At 61.1% G+C, this 25,169-nt stretch carries 21 protein-coding genes; 4 read left to right on the top strand and 17 right to left on the bottom strand.

From position 1 onward, the window contains the following. Nucleotides 1–2: 2 nt before the first annotated feature. From ACE3SE_RS03825 to ACE3SE_RS03785, 9 genes are all read right to left on the bottom strand, one after another. Nucleotides 3–692 carry a chemotaxis protein CheB gene (locus ACE3SE_RS03825; protein ID WP_045848358.1) on the bottom strand — a complete coding sequence of 230 codons (690 nt, stop codon included), beginning with the start codon at nt 690–692 and terminating at the stop codon, nt 3–5. A gap of 83 nt (nt 693–775) precedes the next feature. After that, a complete protein-coding gene (locus ACE3SE_RS03820) occupies nt 776–1,273 on the bottom strand; it encodes a low molecular weight protein-tyrosine-phosphatase (protein WP_374553965.1) in 498 nt (165 codons plus the stop codon). A gap of 180 nt (nt 1,274–1,453) precedes the next feature. After that, nucleotides 1,454–2,347, bottom strand: a complete 894-nt coding sequence (gene rlmF, locus ACE3SE_RS03815; RefSeq protein ID WP_374553964.1) for a 23S rRNA (adenine(1618)-N(6))-methyltransferase RlmF — start codon at nt 2,345–2,347, stop codon at nt 1,454–1,456. Nucleotides 2,348–2,425: 78 nt separating this feature from the next. Next, nucleotides 2,426–3,187: a substrate-binding periplasmic protein gene (locus ACE3SE_RS03810; RefSeq protein WP_131354570.1), complete on the bottom strand. Its 762-nt coding sequence runs from the start codon at nt 3,185–3,187 to the stop codon at nt 2,426–2,428. 20 nt (nt 3,188–3,207) lie between these two features. Beyond that, nucleotides 3,208–7,386: a PAS domain S-box protein gene (locus ACE3SE_RS03805; RefSeq protein ID WP_374553963.1), complete on the bottom strand. Its 4,179-nt coding sequence runs from the start codon at nt 7,384–7,386 to the stop codon at nt 3,208–3,210. 175 nt (nt 7,387–7,561) lie between these two features. Next, nucleotides 7,562–9,751: a methyl-accepting chemotaxis protein gene (locus ACE3SE_RS03800; protein WP_374553962.1), complete on the bottom strand. Its 2,190-nt coding sequence runs from the start codon at nt 9,749–9,751 to the stop codon at nt 7,562–7,564. A 297-nt stretch (nt 9,752–10,048) separates the two neighbouring features. Next, nucleotides 10,049–10,396 (bottom strand): YkgJ family cysteine cluster protein, encoded by a 348-nt coding sequence (locus ACE3SE_RS03795; RefSeq protein ID WP_374553961.1) that lies wholly within the window; start codon nt 10,394–10,396, stop codon nt 10,049–10,051. 254 nt (nt 10,397–10,650) lie between these two features. Next, nucleotides 10,651–11,250: a hypothetical protein gene (locus ACE3SE_RS03790; RefSeq protein WP_374553960.1), complete on the bottom strand. Its 600-nt coding sequence runs from the start codon at nt 11,248–11,250 to the stop codon at nt 10,651–10,653. 87 nt (nt 11,251–11,337) lie between these two features. Continuing rightward, nucleotides 11,338–12,267 (bottom strand): LysR family transcriptional regulator, encoded by a 930-nt coding sequence (locus ACE3SE_RS03785; RefSeq protein ID WP_374553959.1) that lies wholly within the window; start codon nt 12,265–12,267, stop codon nt 11,338–11,340. 98 nt (nt 12,268–12,365) lie between these two features. Here ACE3SE_RS03785 and ACE3SE_RS03780 point away from each other — a divergent pair, with 98 nt between their 5' ends. Continuing rightward, entirely contained in the window at nt 12,366–13,337 is a 972-nt protein-coding gene (locus tag ACE3SE_RS03780) for a bile acid:sodium symporter family protein (protein ID WP_374553958.1), read from the top strand. Nucleotides 13,338–13,409: 72 nt separating this feature from the next. Here ACE3SE_RS03780 and uvrB read toward each other — a convergent pair whose 3' ends face one another. Next, entirely contained in the window at nt 13,410–15,422 is a 2,013-nt protein-coding gene (gene uvrB / locus ACE3SE_RS03775) for an excinuclease ABC subunit UvrB (protein ID WP_374553957.1), read from the bottom strand. A 236-nt stretch (nt 15,423–15,658) separates the two neighbouring features. On the opposite strand from uvrB, the gene ACE3SE_RS03770 reads away from it, so the two are divergent. Both ACE3SE_RS03770 and ACE3SE_RS03765 read left to right on the top strand, forming a co-directional pair. Then, nucleotides 15,659–16,528 carry a serine hydrolase gene (locus tag ACE3SE_RS03770; protein ID WP_374553956.1) on the top strand — a complete coding sequence of 290 codons (870 nt, stop codon included), beginning with the start codon at nt 15,659–15,661 and terminating at the stop codon, nt 16,526–16,528. A 91-nt stretch (nt 16,529–16,619) separates the two neighbouring features. Next, nucleotides 16,620–17,102, top strand: a complete 483-nt coding sequence (locus tag ACE3SE_RS03765) for a GNAT family N-acetyltransferase (protein ID WP_374553955.1) — start codon at nt 16,620–16,622, stop codon at nt 17,100–17,102. A 53-nt stretch (nt 17,103–17,155) separates the two neighbouring features. Here the strand turns inward: ACE3SE_RS03765 and ACE3SE_RS03760 are convergent, their stop codons facing one another. The 6 genes from ACE3SE_RS03760 to ACE3SE_RS03735 all read right to left on the bottom strand — a co-directional run bounded on the left by ACE3SE_RS03760 (nt 17,156) and on the right by ACE3SE_RS03735 (nt 22,363). Beyond that, entirely contained in the window at nt 17,156–18,424 is a 1,269-nt protein-coding gene (locus tag ACE3SE_RS03760; protein WP_374554050.1) for a flagellar assembly protein T N-terminal domain-containing protein, read from the bottom strand. 26 nt (nt 18,425–18,450) lie between these two features. Next, nucleotides 18,451–19,101 (bottom strand): LPP20 family lipoprotein, encoded by a 651-nt coding sequence (locus tag ACE3SE_RS03755; protein WP_045848385.1) that lies wholly within the window; start codon nt 19,099–19,101, stop codon nt 18,451–18,453. A 103-nt stretch (nt 19,102–19,204) separates the two neighbouring features. Beyond that, on the bottom strand, nt 19,205–20,128 hold the full coding sequence (locus tag ACE3SE_RS03750) for a GlxA family transcriptional regulator (protein ID WP_374553954.1): 924 nt from the start codon (nt 20,126–20,128) through the stop codon (nt 19,205–19,207). Then, the gene (locus ACE3SE_RS03745; protein WP_131354600.1) at nt 20,118–21,026 is read right to left on the bottom strand and encodes an EamA family transporter; all 909 of its coding nucleotides are present in this window, start codon (nt 21,024–21,026) and stop codon (nt 20,118–20,120) included. The genes ACE3SE_RS03750 and ACE3SE_RS03745 overlap by 11 nt, the downstream gene beginning before the upstream one ends. 60 nt (nt 21,027–21,086) lie before the next feature. Then, complete coding sequence (locus tag ACE3SE_RS03740) at nt 21,087–21,638, bottom strand: isochorismatase family protein (RefSeq protein ID WP_374553953.1); 552 nt, start codon at nt 21,636–21,638, stop codon at nt 21,087–21,089. 104 nt (nt 21,639–21,742) lie between these two features. Next, nucleotides 21,743–22,363 carry a LysE family translocator gene (locus tag ACE3SE_RS03735; protein WP_374553952.1) on the bottom strand — a complete coding sequence of 207 codons (621 nt, stop codon included), beginning with the start codon at nt 22,361–22,363 and terminating at the stop codon, nt 21,743–21,745. Between the two features lie 225 nt (nt 22,364–22,588). On the opposite strand from ACE3SE_RS03735, the gene ACE3SE_RS03730 reads away from it, so the two are divergent. Continuing rightward, nucleotides 22,589–24,058 (top strand): aminotransferase-like domain-containing protein, encoded by a 1,470-nt coding sequence (locus tag ACE3SE_RS03730; RefSeq protein ID WP_045848371.1) that lies wholly within the window; start codon nt 22,589–22,591, stop codon nt 24,056–24,058. Here ACE3SE_RS03730 and ACE3SE_RS03725 read toward each other — a convergent pair. Continuing rightward, a complete protein-coding gene (locus tag ACE3SE_RS03725) occupies nt 24,039–25,040 on the bottom strand; it encodes a helix-turn-helix domain-containing protein (protein WP_374553951.1) in 1,002 nt (333 codons plus the stop codon). The two genes, ACE3SE_RS03730 and ACE3SE_RS03725, sit on opposite strands and share 20 nt — an antisense overlap. Between the last annotated feature and the right edge of the window lie 129 nt (nt 25,041–25,169).

Below are 25,169 nucleotides of genomic sequence, written 5' to 3'. Positions count from 1 at the left end.
GCTTATGCAGTTGGCTGACGTTGGGCCACCAGCGCCACCAGGCGGCTGGCAATCGATGTCAGAGGCTGGATTTCGTGCTGGCCTTTCAGGGCGATGGCTTCCTTGGGCATGCCAAACACCACACAACTGGCTTCGTCCTGGGCAATGTTATAGGCCCCGGCCTCCTTGAGTTCCAGCATGCCTTGCGCGCCATCCCGCCCCATGCCGGTGAGGATGACGCCGATACAGTTCTTGCCCACCAGATTGGCCGCCGAACGGAACAGCACATCGACAGAAGGACGGTGCCGGTTGACCGGCGGCCCGTGATGCAGCGAGGTGGAGTAGCCGATGGTGGGAGCAGACTTGACCAGCAGGTGGGAGTGGCCGGGGGCAATGTATACCGTGCCGGCCTGCAGCCGCTCGCCATCTTCGGCTTCTTTCACATGCAGCTGGCACAACGAGTCCAGCCGTGCGGCAAAGGACTTGGTGAACAGCTCCGGCATGTGCTGGGTGACGAGAATGGGCGGCATGTTGGCCGGCAGGGCCGTGAGCAGGACGCGCAATGCTTCGGTGCCCCCGGTGGAGGAGCCCACCACGATGACGGTCTGGCGCGCCAGCGGGGTTCGCCCCGGTTGACGCGGCAGGATGACGTCCGCGCTGTGACTGGGCACCACTTCCATTGGTGCGATTGGTTCCCGAGAAAACTGTCCCATTTATTTCCTTGCAATGATTCCAGCCGTATCGGCCTTGCTGTGGGAGCCTAGCTTAAGCCCAGCCCGGCATTATGCCAATACAATCACCTGGCGGGCGGAAGGATTCCGTCCTGTTGCAGCTGGCGTATCCAGCCATCGCTGGCGGCTTCGATCAGGTCCAGTACCCGGTCAAAGCCCTGCTCTCCACCATAGTAGGGATCGGGCACTTCCTGTGCGGTTTTCCCGCCCAGCGGGGCCAGGATGTAATCCAGTTTCGCCTGTACCGTGGCCGGGCAGATGGCGCGCAGTGCGCTCATGTTCTGGCGGTCGGCGGCCAGAATCAGGTCAAAGCGGCTGAAGTCGGCTACGGTGACCTGCCGGGCACACTGGCTGCTCAGGTCGTAACCGCGCCGACGGGCGGCCTGACAGCTGCGCGGATCCGGCGCTTCGCCCACGTGATAGGCATGCGTACCGGCGGAATCCACCTGCACCCGCTCCGCCAGTCCGGCTTGCTGCAATCTGGCACGCAACACGCCTTCCGCCGTAGGTGAACGGCAGATATTGCCCATGCAGACCATCAGAATCGCGTATGGCTTGTCCATGACTTCCCGTTCTTGCTTGTCGGCCTCCACCACAAAAGCAGAAGGCGCTGTTGTTTCAACATAAACCAATCAGCAGGCGCTGGCATCCCGGCTGTCTTGCTGATTGCGTCCGGCGACCCAGGCTTGCCGGGCGGCCTGATCCAGAAAGCTCCATACCAGCACACGGCTGCGCTTTTGTCCTTACGCCATGGCAACAAGCTGGCTTTGTTTCACTCCGGCATGACGCAAGGCGGCTTGCAAGGCGGGCAGGCTGTCGGCACTGGAAACCAGGCTGGTAAACCACAGGCATTGCCGGGCAAAACGGCGGCTGTCCTCAATCATCCTGCTGACAAAAGCAACTTCACCGCCCGGATAGCACAGCTCACGATCACGCCCGCCAAAATTCAGCGCTGGTGCACGCGCACTGGCCAGTTGCTTGCCCTTGCCCAGGTTGCGCCATTTGCGCTCGCTGCCTGCGGCGGCGGCGGCACGGCTGGCATGAAACGGCGGGTTGCACAGGGTGAGGTCAAAGCGCTCGCCCTTTTGCCAGATGCCACTGAACATGGCGTCGTCCCGCATCTGGTGGCGCAAGGCAATATGGGCGGCAAAGGCCGGATTGGCCTGCAAGATGGCCTGGGCATTGTCCAGCGCCGGGCGGTCGATATCGCTACCCACGCAATCCCAGCCGTATTCGGCATGGGCGAGCAAGGGATAGACCAGGTTGGCACCGGTACCGATATCCAGCAGGCGGATCTGGCTGCCACGTGGCACCGTACCACCCGGCCCGGCCAACAGGTCGGCCAGGGCATGAATGTAATCGGCACGCCCCGGAATGGGTGGGCACAGATAGCCTGACGGAATATCCCACTGCTGCACGCCATACTGCTGGGCCAGCAAGGCCCGGTTGAGCAGCTTCACCGCCTGCGGGTTGGCAAAATCAATGCTGGGCAGGCCGTGCGGATTGGCCTTGACATGTGACTTGAGCGCCGGGCAGGCCGCAATCAGCGCCGCAAAATCATACTGTCCCTGATGGCGATTACGCGGATGCAGCCCGGCAGGGGCGGGTTTGTGCCGGGCAGGCGGCTTGGCGGTCATGCGGCTTCCTTGACGACGGGGAGATCGGCGAAAAGGCGGCATTGTGCCAGCATTCCGGGCGGCTGTCCGGCGCAGTCGCTATGGCACATGGTCGTAACGCGCTTCGATCTCGCGGTATGCGCCAGACTTGCGCAGCATTTCCAGGCCCCGGTCGAAATTGTCACGCTGCCATTGATAGCGAAAGGCCATCTGGTAGGGGGTGGCCGGAAACAGCGGATAGACGGTCAGGGCTTGTCTGGCCACCAGATCGGGAGGTAACAGGCGGTTGAAATACTGGATGATGCGCCAATCGCCAACAATGACATCCACCCGGCCAGCGTACAGCAGCAGGTTGCGGATTTGCTGGTCACCCTCTTCGCGATAACGCGGGTTGCCATTGGCCATGGCTTCGAATTGCGGCCCCAGCAACTGGCGGGAGCGCTGGAATGAGCTGACGGAGTAACGTGACAGGTCGGCAATATCGTTTAGCACCAGTTTGCGCTGCGCCAGCGCGACCGCCACATTGTGGTATTCCATATAGGGCTGGGAGAAATAAGCCTTGAGCCTGCTGTAGGGATTGGTGGTGGCAATACCGTCCAGACGCCCTTGCTGCAACATGCCTTGCAAGCGCTCCATCGGGGCAAAGAAAGGCTGTACTTCCATACCGGCCCGGCGTGCTGCGGCCACCACGATGTCAAACTCCAGTCCGCGCCGCTCAGCCTCGAACACATAGGGAGGCTTGTTGCTGCCAAAGCCGATCTGCAACACCACGGCGCGACCACTCCCCGCGCTCACGCCTTGCGGCAACACACTGCACAACAATGTACACAAGCCAAACACGGCATTTCGTCTTGTTATCATTCTTGCCCTTGCTCAATGCTTCAGATAGCCGGACCCTGATCCATTTGCTGCCAGGCCGCCTGCTGCTGCCACTGCCGCATCCAGTCCGGCAGTGCTTGTGCCGGCATCGGCCGCGCAATGCCATAACCTTGCACCAGGCTGCAGCCCAATTTGCGCAGGGCCATGCCATGCGCCATGGTTTCCACGCCTTCGGCTATCACCTGGCGCTTGAACACGGCAGCCAGTTGAATCACCCCGGCCACGATGCCCAGGTCGTCAGCATCATCCAGCATGCCCATGACAAAGCTCTGGTCGATTTTCAGGGTATCCAGCGGCAGTTTGCGCAGATAAGTCAGCGAGGAATAGCCGGTGCCAAAATCGTCCAGTGCAAAATGCACACCCAGGGTGCGGCATTGCTGCATGACCCACAATGCCTGGTCCATGTCATCCAGCGCAGCTGACTCCAGCACCTCCAGTTCCAGCAAGGACGGATCCAGCGCCGGATGGCTGCGCAATACCTGTTGCAAGTCCGGGCAGAAATCCGGGTGCAGCAGATAGTTGGCGCTGACATTCAGGCTGACCGCCAGCGGCATGCCCTGCTGCTGCCAGCTGGCAGCCTGGGCCGCGCCCTGCTCCAGCACCCAGCGGCCAAAGGTGATTTCCAGCGCACTGCCCTGCAACACCGGCAGGAAGTCTGCCGGGGCCAGCAGGCCCCGTTCCGGATGCTGCCAGCGGATGAGTGCCTCCAGACCGATCAGCCGACCGTCTTGCAGATCCACCTTGGGCTGGTAGTAAAGCAGGAATTGCTGTTGCTGCAAAGCCTGCCCCAAGGCCTCCAACATGCGGCGATGCAGCTGTGCCTTGCGGTCGCCCTCCGGGTCGAACAGCTGGTAGCGGTTCTTGCCTGCTTCCTTGGCCTGATACATGGCCTGATCGGCATGTCGCAACAGGGTGTCGGCATCGGCATCGTCTTGCGGAAACAGGGTGACACCCACGCTGGCACTGGTACGGATGATGGCGCTGGCCAGCGCTACTTCCTCTGCCACTGCTGCCAGAATGCGATCCAGAATCGGCATGCACTCCTCGTTGTCGGTCAGGTCACAGAGCAAGAGTACAAACTCGTCGCCACCCAGCCGGGCCAGGGTATCGCCAGCACGCAGCACCGACTTCAGCCGCTCGGTCACGGCAATCAGCAGTTGGTCGCCCGCTTCGTGGCCGTGCAGGTCGTTGACGGTCTTGAAGCCGTCCAGGTCGAGAAAACACACCGCACAGCACTGTCCGGTGCGACGGCTGCGGGTGAGCGCCTGCTCCATGCGGTCTGACAGCAGCCGGCGGTTGGGTACGCCGGTGAGCGGGTCGAAGTTGGCAATGCGATCCAGTTCGGCCTCATGCGCCTTGAGCTGGGTGATGTCGGAAAAAATGCCGATATAGTGCTGGATCTGGCCGGCCTGATCACGCACCACCGAAATGGACAGCAACTCGGCATACAGTTCGCCATTCTTGCGCCGGTTCCATATTTCGCCGCGCCAGAAATCATGCTGGCGCACCATGGCCCACATGTCCTGATAGAAGGCCGGTCCGTGCTGACCGGAGGACAACAGCGCGGGTGAGCTGCCGATGGCTTCGTGTTCGGCATACCCGGTGATGCGGGTAAAGGCGGAATTGACCTTGGTGATGCGCCCTGCCGGCGACACCACCATGATGCCTTCGTAGCTGCTGTCGAACACCACGGCGGCTTCTTTTTGCGCCTGGGCATGAATCTTGTGTTCGGTAATGTCGGTATGGGTGCCGGACATCATCAATGGCCGGCCTTCGGCATCGCGCTCCACCACCCGGCCGCGTGACAGCACCCAGCGCCAGCCACCGCTCAGGCTGTGGCAGCGCATTTCCATTTCATATGTCGGGCTGAGACCATCCAGATGGCGCTGCATGCTGCTTTCCACCTGCGGCAAATCCTCCGGGTGGATGTGGGACAACCACTGCTGCCGGCTGACCGGGCCGCTGTCTGCCGTGTAGCCCAGCATGGCTTTCCAGCGGTGGCTGACCTGGAAATCGTCGGTTTGCACGTTCCAGTCCCAATAGCCCTGGTCGGAGCCTTCAATCACCCGCGCCAGTTGCTGCTCGCGAGACAACAGCCTTTGCTCGGCCGCTTTCTTTTCCGTCAGGTCGCGGCCAAAGGCCATGTAACGGCCATCCTGCATGCGCACGGTGGTCAGCTCGGTCACCACCACGCCGCCATCGGCACGGTTCAGCTCCCATTCGGAGCGGATGAAGCGCTGGTCCTGCAAGGCCAGCAGATGTGCGGGCAGCGTGGCCTGGCTGGAAGGTGCCAGCAAATCGACAATGTGCATTTGCAGTATCTGCGACTGGCTGTGGCCGGTCATGCGGCAGGCAGAAGGATTGGCAAACAGGTAATGGCCGTTTTCATCGGCAATCCAGATGGCATCGCCTGCTTCATTCAGCACCAGATGCAGGTCTTCATCCAGCCGCCGCCGTTCGGTAATGTCGGACAGCGTGCCCACCAGCCGCCACACCTCGCCGCTGGGGCTGCGTTCCACCGCCCTGCCCCGCACGCGTACCCAGAGCAACTCGCCGCTGCGGGTCATCAGGCGGATGTCAAACTCCATCTGGCTGGTTTCGCCGCGCAGGTGGGCGTTGAGGGCCTGCTGCCAGACTTCCAGGTCATCGCTGAACAACAGCTTGCGAAAGAAAGACACGTCATGGGTATCGTCTTCCGGCGCATAGCCGGTGAGCGAGAAATAGCGGGCCGAACGATAGACATAACCGGTGCGCAGGTCCCAGTCCCAGAAACCGTCGCTGGTGGCCTCCACCACTTGTTGCAGGCGGCGTTCGCTGCTGCGGATCTGCATGGTCAGGCGCATGCGCTCACTGATGTCCTGCACCGTGCCGTGCAAACGCACCACGCGGCCATCTTCATCGCACACCGCCTCGCCGCGGGCGGTGATCCAGCGGTGCTCTCCATCCGGGCGAATCACCTCGGCATCACACTGGTAGGCATGGCCGTCATGCAGGCACTGTTCCACCAGCGCCGACAGGCTGACCCAGCTCTCCGGGGTAAAGTAGCTGGCCACTTCCGGATACACCGCCGGCGGCAAGTCCGTCGAGCGGCCATAGATGTGGTAGATCTCACTGGACCAGTTGTGCTTGTCCTGCAGCACATCCCAGCTCCAGTTGCCGATACCGGCCAGCCGCTGCGCTGCCCGCAGCTCCGCCTCGCTGTCGCGCAGGCGCTGCTCGGCCTGCTTGTGCCGCGAGATATCACGCGAAATACCGAACAGGCCCACCACCTGGCCGTCCAGATCGAACACCGGTCCTTTGCTGACCTGGAACACCATGTCCTCACCACTTTGCAGCCACAGATGCTCCTCATGCGCATGCAATGTGCCTGCCTGCATGATGGCGCTGTCACTGCGCATCAGGCTGTCAGCCGATTCGGCATCGAACAAGGCGCGGTCATCCTGCCCGATGATTTCTGCTGCCGTGTGACCGACAAAACGGCAAGCCGCTTCATTCACCAGCAGGTAACGGCCCTGCCTGTCCTTGACGAACACCGCATCGGAAGTGCCGCTGACCACGGCATCCAGCAGGTTACGATGGGTTTCGTTGCGCTGTGCCAGTCGTCGCAGCATGCCACTGAACAGGCTGACCGTGACGCCGCACAGGCCGAGAAAACCCCATTGCAAGGTATAAACCGGCGTACTTTCCGGGCTGTGGAAGTGTGGCGTGGCCATCAGGTCTGTACCCAGCATGACCAGCAAGGTAGCCAGCAAGCCCGGCCCCATGCCTCCCAACAAGGCAGTCACCAATACCGGGAACATCAGCATGATGAACATGGGCCGCTGATAAATGCTGATGGGCACCAGCTGGCGCAGGCCCAATGCCGCCAGCACGGCAACAATGGCAAACACATAGCCCAGCCAGGCAGGGATGCGTTCCTTGCTCATGCGCTCCGACCAGCTTTCCAGCAGGCCGGCAGCGGCATTGTGTTCGGCAGGTGGTACGGCACGCAAAGAGAAATACAGCAGCGCTGCCGTCATCAGCACGAAGACAGTACCTTTCCAGGTGGAGAGTTCCAGCATGGTGGCGGGGTCGGCCAGCAAGGAAAGCAGACTGTCGGACAGCAATATCCACAGCATGGCCAGCACGCAATAGGCACAGACCACCAGCCGGATGAAACGGGTTCTTGCGGGAGCAACCATGCTGCGATGACCCTAATTCAAGATGTAAGGACAGCAGATACTGTTTTGTTGATATGCCTTGTTGACTGAGCATGACACACAGCCCGGTGCAGTCGAACATAAATGCACTCACACCACATTGCCATACACCATCGGTAGTAGGGCAGCTGCATGACCCGGCGAGCCTTGATCATGATCAGCGCAGGCGGAAGCGGCTGACAATGCCATGTATCTGTTCGACTTGCCCATCCAGCTTGGCCAGCGCATGGGCCGTGGCATCGGCCTCGCTGCGGGTTTCCGAGGCACCACCGGCAATACCGCTTACATCATCCGCCAGTTCGGCGCAGCTTTGTTGTTGTTCGGCCACGTTCTGGCTGACCCCGCCCACCAGTTGCACCACCTCTGTCGCCTGCTGGCTGATGGTTTGTACCGACTCACCAGCCAGGTTGATGTTGTCCACACTGGTGGCCACGCTGTCTTCCACTTGCTGCATGTCCGCCACGGCAAGCTGCACCTGACTGCCAATGGATTTGACGATGGTCTCGATTTCGCCAGTGGAACGGCTGGTGGAATCCGCCAGCTTGCGCACTTCGTCGGCCACCACGGCAAAACCGCGCCCGGCTTCACCGGCACGCGCAGCTTCGATGGCGGCATTGAGTGCCAGCAGATTGGTTTGCGCGGCCAAGGATTCGATGACGGCGACAATCCTGGTAATGGCGGCGCTGGAGTCCTGCAACTGATGCAGGCAGCTGGCGGTTTGTCCCACCGCAGCAGACACCGAGCGGATGTCATTCAGCGCGGTATGAATGATGGCCTTGTTCTGGTGTGCACGCTCGGCCGAATCGCTACACAGCGTGGCGGCCTTGTCCACCTTGCGCAGGATGTCCAGCATGCCTCCGTTCAATTGTTGCAAGGACTGGTCAATATGCTGCGACGCCCGCTCGCCCGTTTCGGCCACCGTGCTCAAATGCTGTGAGGTAACGCCCATATTGCGGTTAGCTTCCACCACGGCCTGCAGGCAGGTTTCCACTTGCAACATGCCGTCCTGCAGGGCTTGCAACAGGCGATTGAGGGCCTCGCCTGCCCTGGCCGCCTGCTTGCTGCACAGGCCTTCCACCCGCCGGGTGAGGTCGAAGTTCTCCGCCACGGCAATCATGGTGGATTCGATGCGGCGCAGATCGTAAATCTGCTTGAAGGTTTGATACTGGCGGTACACCACGAACAGCCCGAACAGGAACAGCAGGCCCAGCACCAGTCGCACCACCAGCATGGTATTGCGCTGACTGGCATACAAGGGAGCCAGCTCCCGTTCCAGCTGCGCCGGAGTCAGGTAGTAGTACAGCGTCCACGGCTTGTCGCTATGGATTTTCACGGGCAGGCTGAGCCAGGCACCACCCAGCGCAGCCGCCTGTTGCTTGCCACTGAGCAAGTCGGGCAGTACGGTATTGCGGCGGTCGAAAATACGGATGCCGCGCTCGGCATTCACCAGCGCAAAATTACCGGCCTCCTCCGGCATTTTCAGCCCGGTTTTGGCCGCTTCTTCCTTGTCTTTGGGGGTAAGAACCAGGAAAGGCATGTTGAGCAACGCTGCCTCGAATACATTGGCGCGCACGATGGACGACACCACCCCGATGAACTGGTGCTGCATATCGTAGACCGGCACGGAATACAGGAAGCCGGAAGCGTCATACACATTGCACTGGGATTTGGAGTAGTACTGGGTATTGTCGCAGGTGCGCATCAGCGGCGAAGTGACCGCCGGGATATCATCCAGCACCTTGAAATCAAAGCGCGGGTGCGCTGCCTTGAGCTCGGCCAACTGGGTGGGGAAATAGCTGTATTCCTCGTCTTCCAGTTGCTCGGGGACGTCCGGGTCCTTGCTTTTGGCTTCGTCTTCCTCTTTTTTCGCAGCTTCCGGCTCCAGTCGCACGGTATCAAACATGAAAAAAGGCACCTGGCCTTTTTTGAAGTCCAGCCCGTCCATGACTGCATAAACTTCTGACACCCGGGTACGGCTGACCAGATTGTTGAACACCTGCTGCACGGTCAGGAAGGCATCGGCGGTAAAGCGGTGATTGGCCACCACATCTTCTTTTTCATCCGCCCGGTTACCCCCGCGGATTTGCCGCACGCTGGGCATCAGGCTGATGGTGCGGGTGTTTTCATACATGGTATTGAACATGTCCTGCACCAGCTTTTGCTTGTGTTCCAGCTGCGGCATGGCTTCTTGCTGGATCACCTGCTCGCGCGCAGTAGCCAGACGCCCGGCGGACCAGCGCTGCATGGCCCACTCGCTGGCAATCAGCACAATGGCAAAACCAAGCAGCAGATAGCACAAGCGGGCAAACAGGAAAACCTTCCACGGCGACCGGCTTCTGTTCGTCATTTTTGTTCAACTTTAAATTAATGAATGAAGATTACCCGCTCCCAATATCAGGGTTATAGAAAGAAAACAGGCTTTGCGGTAGCTGATTTGATCAGGCTGAGCCGACCTGAGCGATGCACACCCTGTGCACGGAACAATACAGGCAGCAAAACTCATACAGCATTAAACTGGAAAAGACACCGGTTATTAAGCCACTTAGGATTTAAATCATGGCTTTATCACGATTTAGACCAACAGCAAGCCGGCTACCGTGCAAGGCAGGCAGAGGATCTCACCATCCCGGGCATGCTGCCGGTTTCAGCCGTGGCGGAGTGCCAGAACGGGCAGCTCCGGCAGGCCATGCTTGTGCCGGGCTTTGCGGCATTGGGCATCGCCCGCCTGCACCTCGTGACATGGCGAGGGGCGCTGGGCATACAGGCTGCAGGACACGGACTGCCCTACTTCGCCCTGCAAGGCCATACAGCGTGGTGCAGGCTGATTGGTGCCGCGCAAACAGGCATGCCAGGGGCTGGCTTGCTCCAGCGCGGTATCGGGCAGGCCAAGGCTGACCGCCTCGGACCAGTAGAAGGAAACACGAAAACTGGCGCAACAGGCGCCGCAATCCAGACAGGGATTTAATGTGACAGTGGCAGGAGCGTTCATCATTGAGCGTGTCAGACAAAGTGATGGACCAGGTGCAGGCCAGTAGCGGCCATGGCTGTATGACTGCACCGCGGCCAGCCTGCATGCTGGCGCTACGGATGCCGCCGGGCAGCACTATACCTGCCTGTCATCACTCGGAAAAGTCTGACCTATATTGCATCGCAGCAAGGCGTCATCGCACCTGATATGCACATGCTCAAGCTGTCGCCGATAGCATCAAGCTGGCATGGGCAAGGCCATATTATGCCGAATCAATTTCAACCAGGGCAGGTCTGCGCCTGATTGTTCAAGCCCTGCTTTTCCACACGGAAGCGGGCGATGGTGCGTCCATCCTGCTGCTGCAGAGTGACGACATACAGGCTGTCGAAATCGCTGTAATGCCAATCCGGCACCTGGGCCGGGTCTGCGCCGTAACGTGCCAGCAGTTGCGCCGCCATTTTGGCCACCAGCCGGTGCTCCCAGGACACGAACACCGTGGCGTCCCGGTTGGCCGGGCTGGTGATGGCTGCCTCCAGCGCGTCCAGTTCATCCAGGCCAAAGTCGGTGTTCACCGGCAAGCCAAGACGGATGGCGGTGGGTTCAATGGTGGCCAGCGGGCGGATGTAGTTGTACGGCACGCCGCCGTCTTTCTTGCGGATGCCGGGATTGGGGGCGAACAAGGCGGCCGGTCGGTCAAAGCGGGCGGCCAGTACTGCAGGCAGTGCCAATGCCCGGTTCAGCCCCTGGCAACTGAGCTGCCCGAGTCCAGCGGCAGGCTTCTCTGCATGGCGGAACAGCACAATGGTTTCATCGGCCAGACTGGAGCCTGCCAGCAACAGGCCGGCACAGAAGGTCAGGGAAGTCAGTGTTTTTTTCATCAGGATGATCCGGTAAGGCCTGCTGGCAGAAAATGCTGGCAGGCTAGCAGAAAACCAGCGCTACTGACCAATCACGTCGGCCTGGGCTCAGGCCACCACCCCACCCACATGCTGGCTGGCCAGCGTCTGCAATTGCGGCCCCAGTTGCAAGGCCAGCTGCCACAAGCGCTCTGCCACTGGCGACAGCGAACGATGGCGTCGGCGGATCAGCATGATGCTGCGGCGCTGTTCCGGCAACAGCGGTCGCACGGTCAGACTGGCTCCGGCAGGCAGCGGCAGTGCGAGGCCCGGCGACACGCTGATGCCGATGCCGGCCTGCACCATCTGGAAAACCGAACTGGAGTGCCCCAGTTGCTGGGCGACCGGGCAGTGCACCCCCTGGCTGGCCAGAATGCGGTCTATCACCGGGCGACTGCCGGAGCTGTAATCCAGCAATACCAACGGCAACCCGTCCAGTGCCTGCCACGGCACGGCATCCATGGTGACCAGCGGATGGTCGTCGCGGCAGATCAGCCAGAAACCGTCATCCAGCAAAGGCTGGCATTCCAGATCATCCACTACGCCCGGCTCCACCACGATGCCGAAATCCACCTCGCCGCTGCGCACGCTTTCCACATTCAGGCGCTGCACCTGGTCGTGCAGCACCGGACGGATGTGTGGAAACTGGCGGGCGCATTGCGCCAGCAAGCTGGGCAGCAAGCTGGCGGACAAGGTGGGGCTGCTGGCGATATGCACGGTGCCATGCGCCTGTTCGCCTTCCTTGCGCGCCTCTTCCAGCAGCAGCTGCAATTCATCCAGCAAGCGGGATAGCTGGCCGGCAAAGCGCAGGCCGGCGGCGGTCAGCTCCACCTCGCGCGTGGTGCGGTCCAGCAGGCGCATGCCCAGTTCTGCTTCCAGCTCGCGAATGCAACGGCTGACTGCGGGCTGGGTCAGGCCGATTTCGTCCCCGGCCCGGCTGAAACTGCGCAGGCGTGCCACCGCCCGGAACACCTGTAACTGGCGCAAACTGACATTCATGACTTTTTCTTATCTATTGATCTGATAAATCAATTTGTAGTCTGAATGCTTTCGCGGTTCAATAGCAAGCTGATTTCCCGCTGCAATAGGGCATCCTCATGCTGAAAATGATTGATTCCTTCACCCTGGCGCTGATTGCCACGGTCACCCTGGCCAGCCTGCTGCCCTGTCAGGGCGAGGTGGCCCAGGCCATGAACCTGATTACCACCCTGGCCATCGGCCTGCTGTTTTTCCTGCACGGGGCCAAGCTGTCGCGCGAGGCCGTGATTGCCGGTGCCACCCACTGGAAGCTGCACCTGACAGTAATGGCCTGCACCTTTGTGCTGTTCCCGGTACTGGGGCTGGCGCTCAAGCCGCTGCTGGGCCCGCTGGTGACGCCGGAGCTGTATCTGGGCGTGCTCTACCTGTGCATGCTGCCGTCCACCGTGCAATCGTCGATTGCCTTTACCTCGATGGCGCAAGGCAATATCCCGGCGGCCATTTGCAGCGCCACAGCGTCCAATATCTTCGGCATTTTCATCACGCCCTTGCTGGTGGGCATGCTGGTGATCAGCCATCACGGCAGCGACCAGGGCATGGGCTCCATCACCGACATCGTGTTGCAGCTGTTGCTGCCCTTTATTGCCGGCCAGATTGCCCGGCGCTGGATAGGCGGCTGGGTGGACAAGCACAAGCCGCTGCTGCGCTATGTGGACCAGGGCTCCATCCTGCTGGTGGTGTACACCGCCTTCAGTGCAGCGGTGATAACCGGCCTGTGGCAGCAAACCCCGCCGCAATCCTTGCTGGGCCTGCTGGTCGTGTGTGGCCTGCTGCTGGCCATCCTGCTGGGGTTGACCGCCTACTCCAGCCGCAAGCTGGGTTTTGACCGTGCCGACCAGATCACCATCGTGTTCTGCGGCTCGAAAAAAAGCCTGGCCAGTGGCGTGCCGATGGCCAAGGTGCTGTTTGCCGGCCACCCCATCGGCTCCATCGTGCTGCCCTTGATGCTGTTTCACCAGATCCAGCTGATGACCTGCGCAGTACTGGCGCAACGCTACCGCAAGCAGCAACTGGCAGCCCAGGGGGCATAAATACGGCTCACTCAGGACAAAGCCCCGTCAGCATTACACTGGCGGGGCTTTTCGTTTGCCTGAGTACGGCACTTACAGATCGCTGATGAACATCCTTTCCTTCAGCGCCTTCAACTCGTCGCGCAGGCGGGCAGCTTTTTCGAACTCCAGATTGCGCGCCGCTTCCATCATTTCCTTCTCCAGACGCTTGATTTCCCTGGCCAGCGTCTTCTCGTCCATCATCGCCACTTGCGCTTCATCCACCAGTTTCTTGCGCTGGTCTTCCATGCTGTACACGCCGTCGATGATGTCCTTGATCTTCTTGTTGATACCCTGCGGCACAATGCCATGCTCGGCATTGAAGGCCAGCTGCTTGGCGCGGCGTCGTTCGGTTTCATCCATCGCGCGACGCATTGAGTCGGTGATGCGGTCGGCGTACAGCAAGGCCTTGCCGTTGAGGTTACGCGCGGCGCGGCCTATGGTCTGGATCAGCGAGCGGTCCGAGCGCAGGAAGCCTTCCTTGTCGGCGTCCAGAATGGCCACCAGGCTGACTTCGGGGATATCCAGCCCCTCGCGCAGCAGGTTGATGCCGATCAGCACGTCGAACATGCCCAGGCGCAGATCGCGGATGATTTCCACCCGCTCCACGGTGTCGATATCACTGTGCAGGTAACGTACCTTCACGCCGTGCTCGGTGTAATAGTCCGCCAGCTGTTCGGCCATGCGCTTGGTGAGCGTGGTTACCAGCACCCGTTCGCCCAGGTCCATGCGCAGGCGGATTTCCGACAGCAAATCGTCCACCTGAGTGGCTACCGGACGGATTTCAATCACCGGGTCCACCAGGCCGGTAGGACGCACCACCTGCTCCACCACCTGCCCGGCATGTTCTTTTTCGTAGGCAGCCGGTGTGGCAGACACAAACACCGTCTGCGGCATCAGCTTTTCGAATTCGTGGAATTTCAGCGGCCGGTTGTCCACGGCGGACGGCAGGCGGAAACCGTAATCCACCAGATTGCTCTTGCGCGCGGCATCGCCCTTGTACATCGCCCCCACCTGCGGCACGGTGACATGGGATTCGTCGATGAACATCAGCGCATTCTTGGGCAGGTAATCAATCAGCGTCGGTGGCGCATCGCCCGGCGCCCGGCCGGAAAAGTGGCGCGAGTAGTTTTCGATGCCCTTGCAAAAGCCCATCTCGTACAGCATTTCCAGGTCGAAGCGGGTGCGCTGCTCGATGCGCTGCGCCTCCACCAGCTTGCCTTCCTTCTGGTACCACTCGATACGCTCGGCCAGTTCCAGCTTGATTTTCTCGCAGGCCTTGAGCACGGTGTCGCGCGGCGTCACATAGTGGCTGGACGGAAACACGGTATAGCGGCCAACCCGCTGTTTGGTGACGCCTGTCAACGGATCGAACAGGGTAAGCGTTTCCACCTCATCGTCAAACAGGCTGACGCGCAAGGCGGTATCGCTGCTTTCTGCCGGGAAGATGTCGATTACATCGCCGCGTACCCGGAAAGTACCACGGCCGAAATCCACATCGTTGCGGTCGTACTGCATGGTGGTGAGGCGGCTGATGATGCTGCGCTGTGGCGTGGTTTCCCCTTCCTTCAGATGCAGGATCATCTGGTGGTAGTCGGATGGATCGCCAATACCGTAAATGGCCGACACGGTGGCCACGATGATGCAGTCCGGCCGCTCCAGAATGGATTTGGTGGCAGACAGGCGCATCTGTTCGATGTGTTCATTGATGCTGGAATCCTTTTCAATGAACAGGTCGCGGCTGGGAACGTAAGCCTCCGGCTGGTAGTAGTCGTAGTAGGAAACAAAATACTCGACAGCATTTTCCGGGAAAAACTCGCGCATTTCGCTGTACAGCTGCGCCGCCAGCGTCTTGTTGTGCGCCATGATGATGGCCGGCCTGCCGGTGCGGGCAATGACATTGGCCATGGTGAAGGTTTTGCCCGAACCGGTGACCCCCAGCAGGGTTTGATAGGACAAGCCGTCTTCCAGGCCCTCCACCAGCTGGGCAATGGCGGTGGGTTGGTCGCCTGCTGGCGGGAAGGGCTGGTGCAAACGGAAGGGACTATCCGGAAAGGTAAGCAGCATGGTGTTTTCGCGCGATTCAAGTGTGACGATTTTACGCCGATAACAGGATGAACTCACTCCCGGCGCATCATTGATTTTTATCTGTGAAATTGCCTGCCACAGAGGCAAAACATTGTTTAAAATGTAGGCAACCCGATCACGAGCCGAGATGAAGAATCCTTGCCCATCAACATGGTGGTGACAGGCGTTTCTGCAAGGCTGTATCTCCACCGACAAGACACGGGAGTGTATCTCTTATGCTGAGAAAATTTGCCGCCCTGCTGGTTTCCGCCGCCCTGGCGATGCCGGCAGTGGCCGCGCCGCCTGCTGGCGTCATGGTTGCCAGCCAGATGGCCAACCACGCCGTTCCGCGCCTGAATTCGCATTCGGTGCTGGTTCTTAACGGCAACACGGGTGAACCGCTGTACGAAAAGAACATCCACCAGCGCATGCCCATTGCCTCCATCACCAAGCTGATGACCGCCATGGTGCTGCTGGATTCCGGGGTTTCGCTGGATCAGGAAGTATCGGTTTCCGATGCGGAAATCGACCGCCTGAAGAACACCACCTCGCGTCTGGCCGTGGGCACCACCCTGCCGCGCAAGGAAATGTTGCTGCTGGCGCTGATGTCCTCGGAAAACCGTGCAGCCGCCACACTGGCACGCACCGCCCTGCCAGGCGGTACCGCGGCCTTTGTCGAGCGCATGAACAAGAAGGCACGCAGCCTGGGCATGAACGAAACGGTGTTCTACGACCCGACCGGCCTGGACCTGCGTAACACTTCCACCGCGAATGACCTGGCGCGCATGGTAAAAGCGGCACACAACTACCCGCTGATCCGCGCCTTTACCACCACGCCAGAGCACCAGATCGTGTCGGTACGCAACCGCGTGCTGCAGTATCGCAACAGCAATGCACTGGTACGTGAAGGCAACTGGGACATCAGCGTCCAGAAAACCGGTTACATCCAGGAAGCCGGCCGCTGCATGGTGATGCAGACTACCGTGGGTTCGCAGCCGCTGATCATCGTGCTGCTGGCTGCAGGCGGCAACTCTGCCCGCGTCAATGATGCGCGCAACATCAAGACCTGGCTGGAGTCGCATCCGGGCAACTGGCTGGCAGGTTGAACCCTGCAGGTACAGACACAGGGCCGGGCAACCGGCCTTTTTTCATCATGACAAGGCAGACGGGCTCGCAAGCCCGCATCAGGAGTCACCGTTGACCATTACCATCCGCCCCGCCACCCATGACGATGCCGCACTGATTCTGGCTTATATCCGCGAACTGGCCATTTATGAAAAGGCCGAACACGAAGTGGTGGCCAGTGTGGCCGATATCGAACAGTCGTTGTTCCGCCCTGACAGCACTGCCCATGGCCTGATCTGCCTGCAAGACGAGCAGCCGGTGGGCTATGCGGTGTATTTCTTCAATTATTCCACCTGGCAGGGCAAGTCCGGCCTGTATCTGGAAGACCTCTACATCACCCCGGCGGCGCGTGGCAGTGGTGCCGGCAAAAAGCTGTTGCGTCACCTGGCGCAGCTGGCCGTAGCCCGCGGTTGTGGCCGCTTCGAATGGAGCGTGCTGGACTGGAACCAGCCAGCCATCGATTTTTACGAATCCTTTGGCGCCGCCGCCCAGTCCGAATGGGTGAAATACCGGCTGGCTGGCGATGCGCTGCTGCAGTTTGCCGAGCAGGCCTGAAGAAACCAGCTCCAGCAAAAAGCCCCGCACTTGCGGGGCTTCTTTACTACGTTTTAACGCCGGGTCATGAAGCGGACGTAATCGCCCTCTTCCACCTTGAGCCGGGCGCTTTGCACCTGGGCAATGGAAAAATTCGGCTGCACCTGGGTCAGGGTAATGGTGCCGGACAGATCCTCCGGCACACCCAGTTCCCGCACGCCGCCGCCACTGCGCACGATCTGCGCCGAACGCGGTTTGTACAGCAGCATCTGGTCGCCAACTTTCATGCCATCAAGGCCACCGGCATTGATGAACACCTGACGGCCGTCTTCCACTTTCACCACCTTGGCCGATAAGGGAATACAGCTGAGCACGTCACCCAGTTGACGGGTGGCCTGATCCAGCAGCGCATTCACCACACTGCCATAGTCGCCGTCCCAGAATGCGGCAGTGGCAAAATCCACCGGCAGCTGTGCCACCACCTTGCCGCGGGCAACCTGGCTGATGCGCTGGTCGGCCAGCACCGCACCGGTCAGGGCATCGTACACCCAGACTTCCAGATCAAACTGCCGTGCCGAGGGCTCATATTTGAACGCCTGCCCGAACATCCCGGCCAACGGCCCGGTGTAATACGCACCTTGCTGGCTGGTATTGTTGGACTCGAACATGGTGTGACGCACGCTCTTGGCCACCACGCCGGTGGACAGCACCCGACCGGCCACCACGAACTGCACGTCCTCACGCCGCCCCAGTTCGCGCACGGTTTCCCAGCCGGCCACCGGCTCGTCCGCCGCCATATTGCTCAGCACGGTCAGATGCCCGGCATTGCGCACGTCAAACTGGTTTTGCTGGCGCAGGCGGCGCGCCAGGTCGGCCGGCAGCGCAGTGGCGAGATTGCGCAGGTCGTTGGCTTCGGACGGGTTCACCACATAAAAGTAGGTGGTCAGCAATTTGCGCCGCAGGGTGCGGCCAGCGGGCATGCCGCAGTTGGCGTTCTGCGCTGGCTTGGGCGCACCGGCTACCGGTCCGGCAGCACTGGCTTGCGGGTCTATGCTCAGCCGCACGTGATACATGCCGTTCTTGGTGTATTCCAGCAGGATTTTCACCTTGCCTTGCAAGGCTGGTGCGGACAGCACACTGCTTTCGCTGAGCGTGCCGGACTGCATCAGTTGCAGCGATTGCAGCTCGGCACCATTGCTAATTGCCGCCTGCTGCAGGGCATCACGGATGGCCATTTCGCGCGCGGCCGGGCTGCCGGCTTCCATGTCGGCAACCCCTTCCGCCTCGATGGGCGCAGCCAGCAGCGGGGCAGAGAATGCAAAAGCCGCCACAAGGGCGGCCATCAAGCAGTAAACACGCCGTGTCATCATCAGTGGGCTACGTAGTAATTGCTTTCGTAACGGGTGGCACCGCAGTTGCCTTCGGCGCACTCCAGACCGGCCACGCCATTTTGCTGGGCAGCCTTCATCACACTACCAGTTTTTTCCAGCGCGTTCTTGTATTGCTTGTAGAAATCCTGATCCAGCGTGATTTCCGCCACGGCTTCGCTGGTGCCATCCGGCTGCATGGTGGTGGAAACCAGATGCACGCCGCGCAGATAGGCATCCACGTAAGTGCGGAAGCCGTCGCTGGTGGCCACCATATTGGCGACCGAGCTGTTACCCACCAGCTTCAGGCCTTGCACCTGTTCGGCAATGGAGCGGAAGGCATCCAGCCGGGCGGCACGCATGGACAGCAGCTTGCGCTGGGACGGTGTCAGGGAAGAAGAATACGGTGCAGCCCCGCTACCCGTAGCACGAATCACGATGGGCGCATTGGGGTTGACCTCTTTCACCACCACACGGGGTGCTTCCGGCTCGATGCCGGCACCGGCATAGCCCACACCGGTAAACGCGGTATTGCTGGCAGCAGGTTCGGGTGCAGCGCGCGGCGCTTCGGCAACAGGCTGGCTGGCAGAGGCACAGGCAGTAAGACCCAGCAACAGGGATACGGCGGCCAAATGACGAGTGCAGGTGTTCATGACGGTGACCATTTCTACTTGTTCTTGGGACAAAAGCAGGCGCACGCGGGCGTAGCGTCAGCATTATATCGACAGCAACAAGGTTAACTTTAGTTAATTTTCGTCAGGATGCCGATGCTGTCTGCTGTACCCGCTGCCACTGCCGGGCCGATGAAAACCCGGCGGCCAGCGCGGCCTTTTCCTTGGACAGGCCACTGGCCCGCCATTGCCCGGCCAGCGCGGCGCGCAAGCCCAGGTGGTAATCGTGCACCGACACCCCGGCATGCTCGCGGAACAGGCGGGACAGATGGCGCACGCTGACATGCACCTGATCGGCCAGGGTGGCCAGGCTCCAGTCCTGCTCAGGGCTGGCGGCTATCAGGTCCTGCACCTTGTGCACAGCCGGATGCAGGTGATTGCGGTGCGCCAGCCACGGTGAAAGCTGGGCATCCTGACCGGCACGGCGGAAATACACCACCATCTCGCGTGCCACCTCGCGCGCCGTGGCGGCACCGGCCAGCTGGCTGATCAGCTGCAAGGCCAGATCAATACCAGCCGTGATGCCCGCACTGGTCCACACGCTGCCATCCTGCACGAAAACGCGGTTCTCCAGCACCTGGGCACTGTTGTCGGTCTGGCGCAGCCGTTCAATCAGGCTGTGATGGGTGGTGCACTGGAGGTGTGCCAGCAATCCGGCCATGCCGGCCAGCAAGGCAGCCGAGCAAATGGTGGCCAGCTGATGATGCTGGGGCTGGAAGCTGCTGGAGAGCCAGCTGACAATCTGCTGCGCTTCCGGCATGGCGTACGCCTCGGCCGAGCAGTCGGCACCGGGAATCAGAATCAGGCTGCCCTCGGGCAAGTTCCGGGGCAAGGGATGCAGCCCGCCCACAGGCAGGCCGAGCGAACAGTGCGTGGCGGTGTCACAGGCCGCATAGTGCAGGCGGAATGGCGCACCGAACTCGGTGGCAATACGAAACGCTTCAGCCGGACCGGCAAAGTCCAGCAGCATGAAGCGCGGCGGCAGCACAAACCAGATATCACGTGCCATGGGCCACCACCCCGCGCCGCCAGCGTGCCAGCAACAAGCCACCAAACACGTTCACCACCAGTCCAGCCAGCAACAGCACACTGCCCGCCGCCTGCAGCAGGCTCAGCCTTTCGCCCAGCAACAGCGCGGAGGTAAGCACCCCCACCACCGGCACCAGCAGCGAGAACGGGGCCACTTTATTGGCCGGATGACGGCTGAGCAAGCGGCTCCACATGCCATAACCCAGCAGGGTGGCCATGAAGGCGAGATAGGCCACCGCCAGGAAGGAACCGAGCGAGAAATGGCGCAAGGCGATTTCCATGCGCTGCGGCCCTTCCAGCCACCAGGACAAGGCCAGGTAGGGCAGCGGTGGCACCAGACTGGACCACACCACCAGATTGAGCGGTTCCACCTTGTGCCCGGCCTTGCCCATCAGCCGGACGATGATGTTGGACGAGGCCCAGCAGAACGCTGCCGCCAGCGTCAGGCCAAAGCCGATGGCGGTCATGCTGCCGCCCTTGGCCAGCCCGATCAGCGCCAGCCCGGCACAGGCACACAACAGGCCCAGGATTTGCGCCGCCTGCCAGCGCTCATGCAGCATCAGCCCGGCCAGGATCAGGGTAAAGAAGGCCTGCGACTGCAAGACCACCGAGGCGAGCCCGGCCGGCATGCCCAGCTTGATGGCGGAAAACAGGAAGGCAAACTGCCCCACACCCACGCTCAAGCCATATGCCGCCACCCAGCCCCAGGGCAGCGTTGGCCGGCGCACCAGCAGCACCGCAGGAAAAGCTGCCAGCATGAAGCGCAAGGCACCCAGCAACAAGGGCGGCACGTCGGCCACGCCGTATTTGATCACCACGAAATTGACGCCCCAGATCAGCACGATGGCCAGCGCCTGCAATACATCCTTCAAGGGCATGAAACTTGCTCCAAAACAGCAGCAGGCCGCCATGGCCTGCCTGCCGGATAAATGAATCGTCTACAGCCGCGCCAGCGCCTGTTCCACGGTTACGATGTCGGCAAAACGACCGGCCAGCACCAGCTCGGTTTTTTCGCGGATTTCGTCTGCACTGAACAGCTTGCCGCTGAGCGGATGGCGCATGGCAAACGTCAAGGTGGCTTCACTGACAAAGTCCACCGCAAAACCCAGATCGGACGCCACCCGGGTGGTGGTTTCGCAGCACTGCTCGGTGCGGATGCCCGACACCAGCAACTTGCCGATGCCACGCTCGGCCAGCCAGGGCTGCAGGCCGGAATCCAGCATGGCATTGTGCACGTGTTTGATGAAGATGGCATCCGGATTGGCCGGCAGCCAGTCCATGGGCCGCACAAAGCCACTTGCCGCGGCAAACGGGCCGTCGCCATCCTCGTGCAGCACATACACCACCGGAATACCCGCCGCCCGCGCACCGGCAATCAGTGCCAGCATACGCTGGCGAAACGGCGGCAAGGCCGTTTCGTCCCAGTAGTCGCGCTGCAAGAAGGAATCCTGCACATCAATCACCAATAAGGCCGCCTTGTTTGCATCCATGTCATCCACTCCCTGTTGCAGTTGATGGACACAGTCTAGGCGCTTGCAAAGTCAGGCGGCATGCTGGTGCCAGACAAGATACTGTCAAATCAGGACATCAGGCATCACAGCATGCCCGGCCAGGCGCGCTGCACTTCGTCCAGCAACAGGAAGAGTGCGGTTCCCGCCATCAACAGCCCCATGCCCAGATTGAACAGCATCAGGCCGCGCGCACCGCTGAGCAGATGGCGCAGCCGCTCCCCCATCCAGGCCCACAGGCTGATACAGGGCAGGTTGACCACGGCAAACACCAGCGCCATCAACAAGGCGGCACTGAGCCGGGTTTCCGCCGATGCCGGCATGAACAGGATGGAAGCATTGAGCACCATCACCCAGGCTTTGGGGTTGACCCACTGGAACAAGGCCGCCGCCCAGAAACCCATGGGCCGGCCGGTTTCTCCACCCTGCGGCGCGGCAGAGCGGGCAATTTTCCACGACAGGTACAGCAAGTAGATACAACCGGCCACCGCCAGTGGCAAACGGGCCGCCTGTACCCATTGCAAGGCCCAGGCCAGCAAACAGGCTGTGATGAACACCTGCGCCGAACAGCCGATGCTGATACCCAGCATGTGCGGCAAGGTGCGGCGAAAGCCGTAATTGACGCCGGAGGTGGCCAGCATCAGGTTGTTGGGACCGGGCGTGATGGACATCACCCCCACATAAGACATCAGGGCAAACTCCAGCATGTCAGGGCTCCTTGTCACCGTGCATGCGCCGGATGGCGCTGCTACACCTTCATGCTACGGAGCCTGGACCGATGGTGACAGATTCAGCAATTTACTATTGTGATGGTGACAGTGATCGGTTTACCCCAACTGTCACCACACACTATGATGAGCACTGTCACTGTCGCCAGCCACGATGCTGCGGCATTGTTGAACCTTGCCTCAGTAATGCCCGGAACATTCGCCATGCCACCCGAAAACCTGCCCCACAGCCCAGCCGGCAATGCCACCTTGTACCAGCAACTGGCCGAAGACCTGTCGCTGGCCATTGCCCGTGGCACCTTGCCGCCAGGCTCGCGCCTGCCTTCGGTGCGGCGCACCTCGCAAAGCCGGCAACTGAGCCTGAACACCGTAGTGGCGGCTTACCGGGTGCTGGAAGACCGCGGGCTGATCGAGGCCCGGCCGCAATCCGGCTATTACGTACGGGCAAGGCTGCCCTCGCCCGCTCGCCCGGCCATGACGCAAAGCAGTGTCGCCAAGCCCACTGAAAGCAAGGTACTGGATTTGATAGGCGCAGTGCTGGATGCACAGCAAACCCCCGGCTTCATCGACCTGGCGCTGGCCTGCCCGCGTGGCAGCGACTTCTACCCCGGCAACAAGCTGGCCAGGCTGATGGGGCAGATATTGCGGCGTCAGCCCGGCATGGTCAGCACTTACGCCCTGCCACCGGGTTCCGAGCGGCTAAGGGTGCAGATTGCCCGCCGCAGCCTGGAACTGGGCATGGCCTTGCAGGCGGAAAACATCATCCTGACCAATGGCTGCATGGAGGCATTGCAACTGGCATTGCGCGCTGTTACCAAGCCGGGCGACGCCGTGGGGCTGGAATCGCCCACCTATTTCAACCTCTTGCCGCTGTTTGCCAGCCTGGGTCTGAAAGCCGTGGAGATTCCCACCGACCCGCAGCACGGCATTTCGGTGGATGCAGTGGAACTGCTGCTGTCCGAAGGGCGCATCAGCGCACTGGTGGCCATGCCCAATGTGCACAATCCGCTGGGTTGCAGCATGCCGCTGGAGGCCAAGAAGCGGCTGGCGCGGCTGGTGAATCACTATCAGGTGCCGCTGATCGAGGACGGGCTGTATGCCGAGTTGCAGTTCAGCGACACCCAGGCCCCGGCGGCCAAGGCCTTTGACGAAGACGGCTGGATCATCTTCTGCACCAGCTATACCAAGACACTGGCACCAGATTTTCGCATCGGCTGGATGGAGGGCGGGCGCTTTGGCCCGGCACTGCGCAAGCTGAAATTTGCGTCTTCCGTCGCCCAGCCCATGGTGCTGTCGGAAACGCTGGGGGCTTTTCTGGAATCCGGCGGCTACGACCACCACCTGCGCGCACTCAAGCGCCACTACGCCCAGCATGTGGAAAAAGTGCGTGGCCTGATTGCCCGTCACTTCCCGGCCGGCACGCGCGCCACCGACCCGGCCGGCGGCTTTCTGATCTGGCTGGAACTGCCGGAAGGCTGCGACAGCGTGGCGCTGTTTCATGCAGCCATTGCCGAGAACATCAGCATCATGCCGGGGCCTTTGTATTCACCCGGCGGGCGCTACCGCAATGCCATGCGCCTGTCCTGCTGCTATCCGCTGGATGAACGCTATGTCGCCGCCCTCACCCGGGTGGGCATGCTGGCCCAGCAACAGCTCAAGCCGCGTCCAGCCTGAAAGCGCCAAGGCGCTGCGGCTGCTGACGGGTCTGGCTGGGGGTTTCGCCAAACAGGCGGCGGTAGTCGTAGCTGAAATGACTGGGGCTGGCAAAGCCCCAATCTTCCGCCAGTTGCTGGATGCTGTCCGCGCTGCCCTGTGGCGAGCGCAGCAGACGGCGCACCTGATTAAGCCTCAGTGCCCGCAGGAAGGGTAGCGGGCTCATGGCGGTGACTTCCTGAAAACCGTTTTGCAAGGTACGGCGCGTCACATGCAGTTCGCGGCACAGTCCTTCCACCGTCAGCCACTGGCTGGCCGGTTGCAATGCACGCTGCCTTGCCTGCTCCACCCATTGCCAATGACGCTGGCTGCTGCCCTCGCGCCGCAGCGAGGCTTCCGCCTGCCCTTCGCTCAAGGCCAGCAACAAGGCATCCACCGAACAATCCAGCAGCAATTGGCGGCCAATGCTGTCCGGCGTTTGCCGTGCCAGCGCCAGCAGCTCGTAAATCTGGCCACACAGCAGCCGGTGGCTGGCTTCGGGCAGGCGTACCGCAGCGCTTTGCAGCCAGTGCGCAGGCAAGTCACGGCCGAACAGTTGCTGATGACGCAAGGCCAGCACTTCCTGCTCCAGCACGATGCCGTAAATGGTGAAGTCGTCCGGCGTGCGCAAGGTGAAGTCACTGCCGCCCATGGCCACCAGCACGGCGGAAGGCGGCACGCTGCGGCCATGAAAGCGCAAGCGCTCACCACTGCCCGGTGCCGGTATGCCAAACCAGATGGCTCCACGCCAGGGCTGGCATTGCTGGTAGGTTTCGCGGGCCGAATATTCACGGAACACCTGCAAGCGTCCCAGGCACAGCTCATCCAGCCGCCCGGAAAAACGGCCACAGGAGATTTGCGCGTAATCCTGCTCCCAGCCGCTGATGAAGGCAGCCTGATCCGCCGCGTCATCCGCCAGGCGGGTAACAAACTGCAGGGACAATCCTTGGCTTAGCGGGTCCATGTGCGGCTCCCAATACATTGATCTGCAAGGATATAGCAAGAAACACACCAGCTTTGCCTGTGTATTTGCGACTTCTTGCTGTCATAAATCGGAAATTTCACCGTCACGGTGCAAACACGGGGCTTGCAT

Origin of the sequence: Aquitalea pelogenes, from assembly GCF_041914625.1 — a bacterium.
Lineage (GTDB): Bacteria > Pseudomonadota > Gammaproteobacteria > Burkholderiales > Chromobacteriaceae > Aquitalea > Aquitalea pelogenes.
This window is presented reverse-complemented; position numbering and strand designations above follow the sequence as displayed.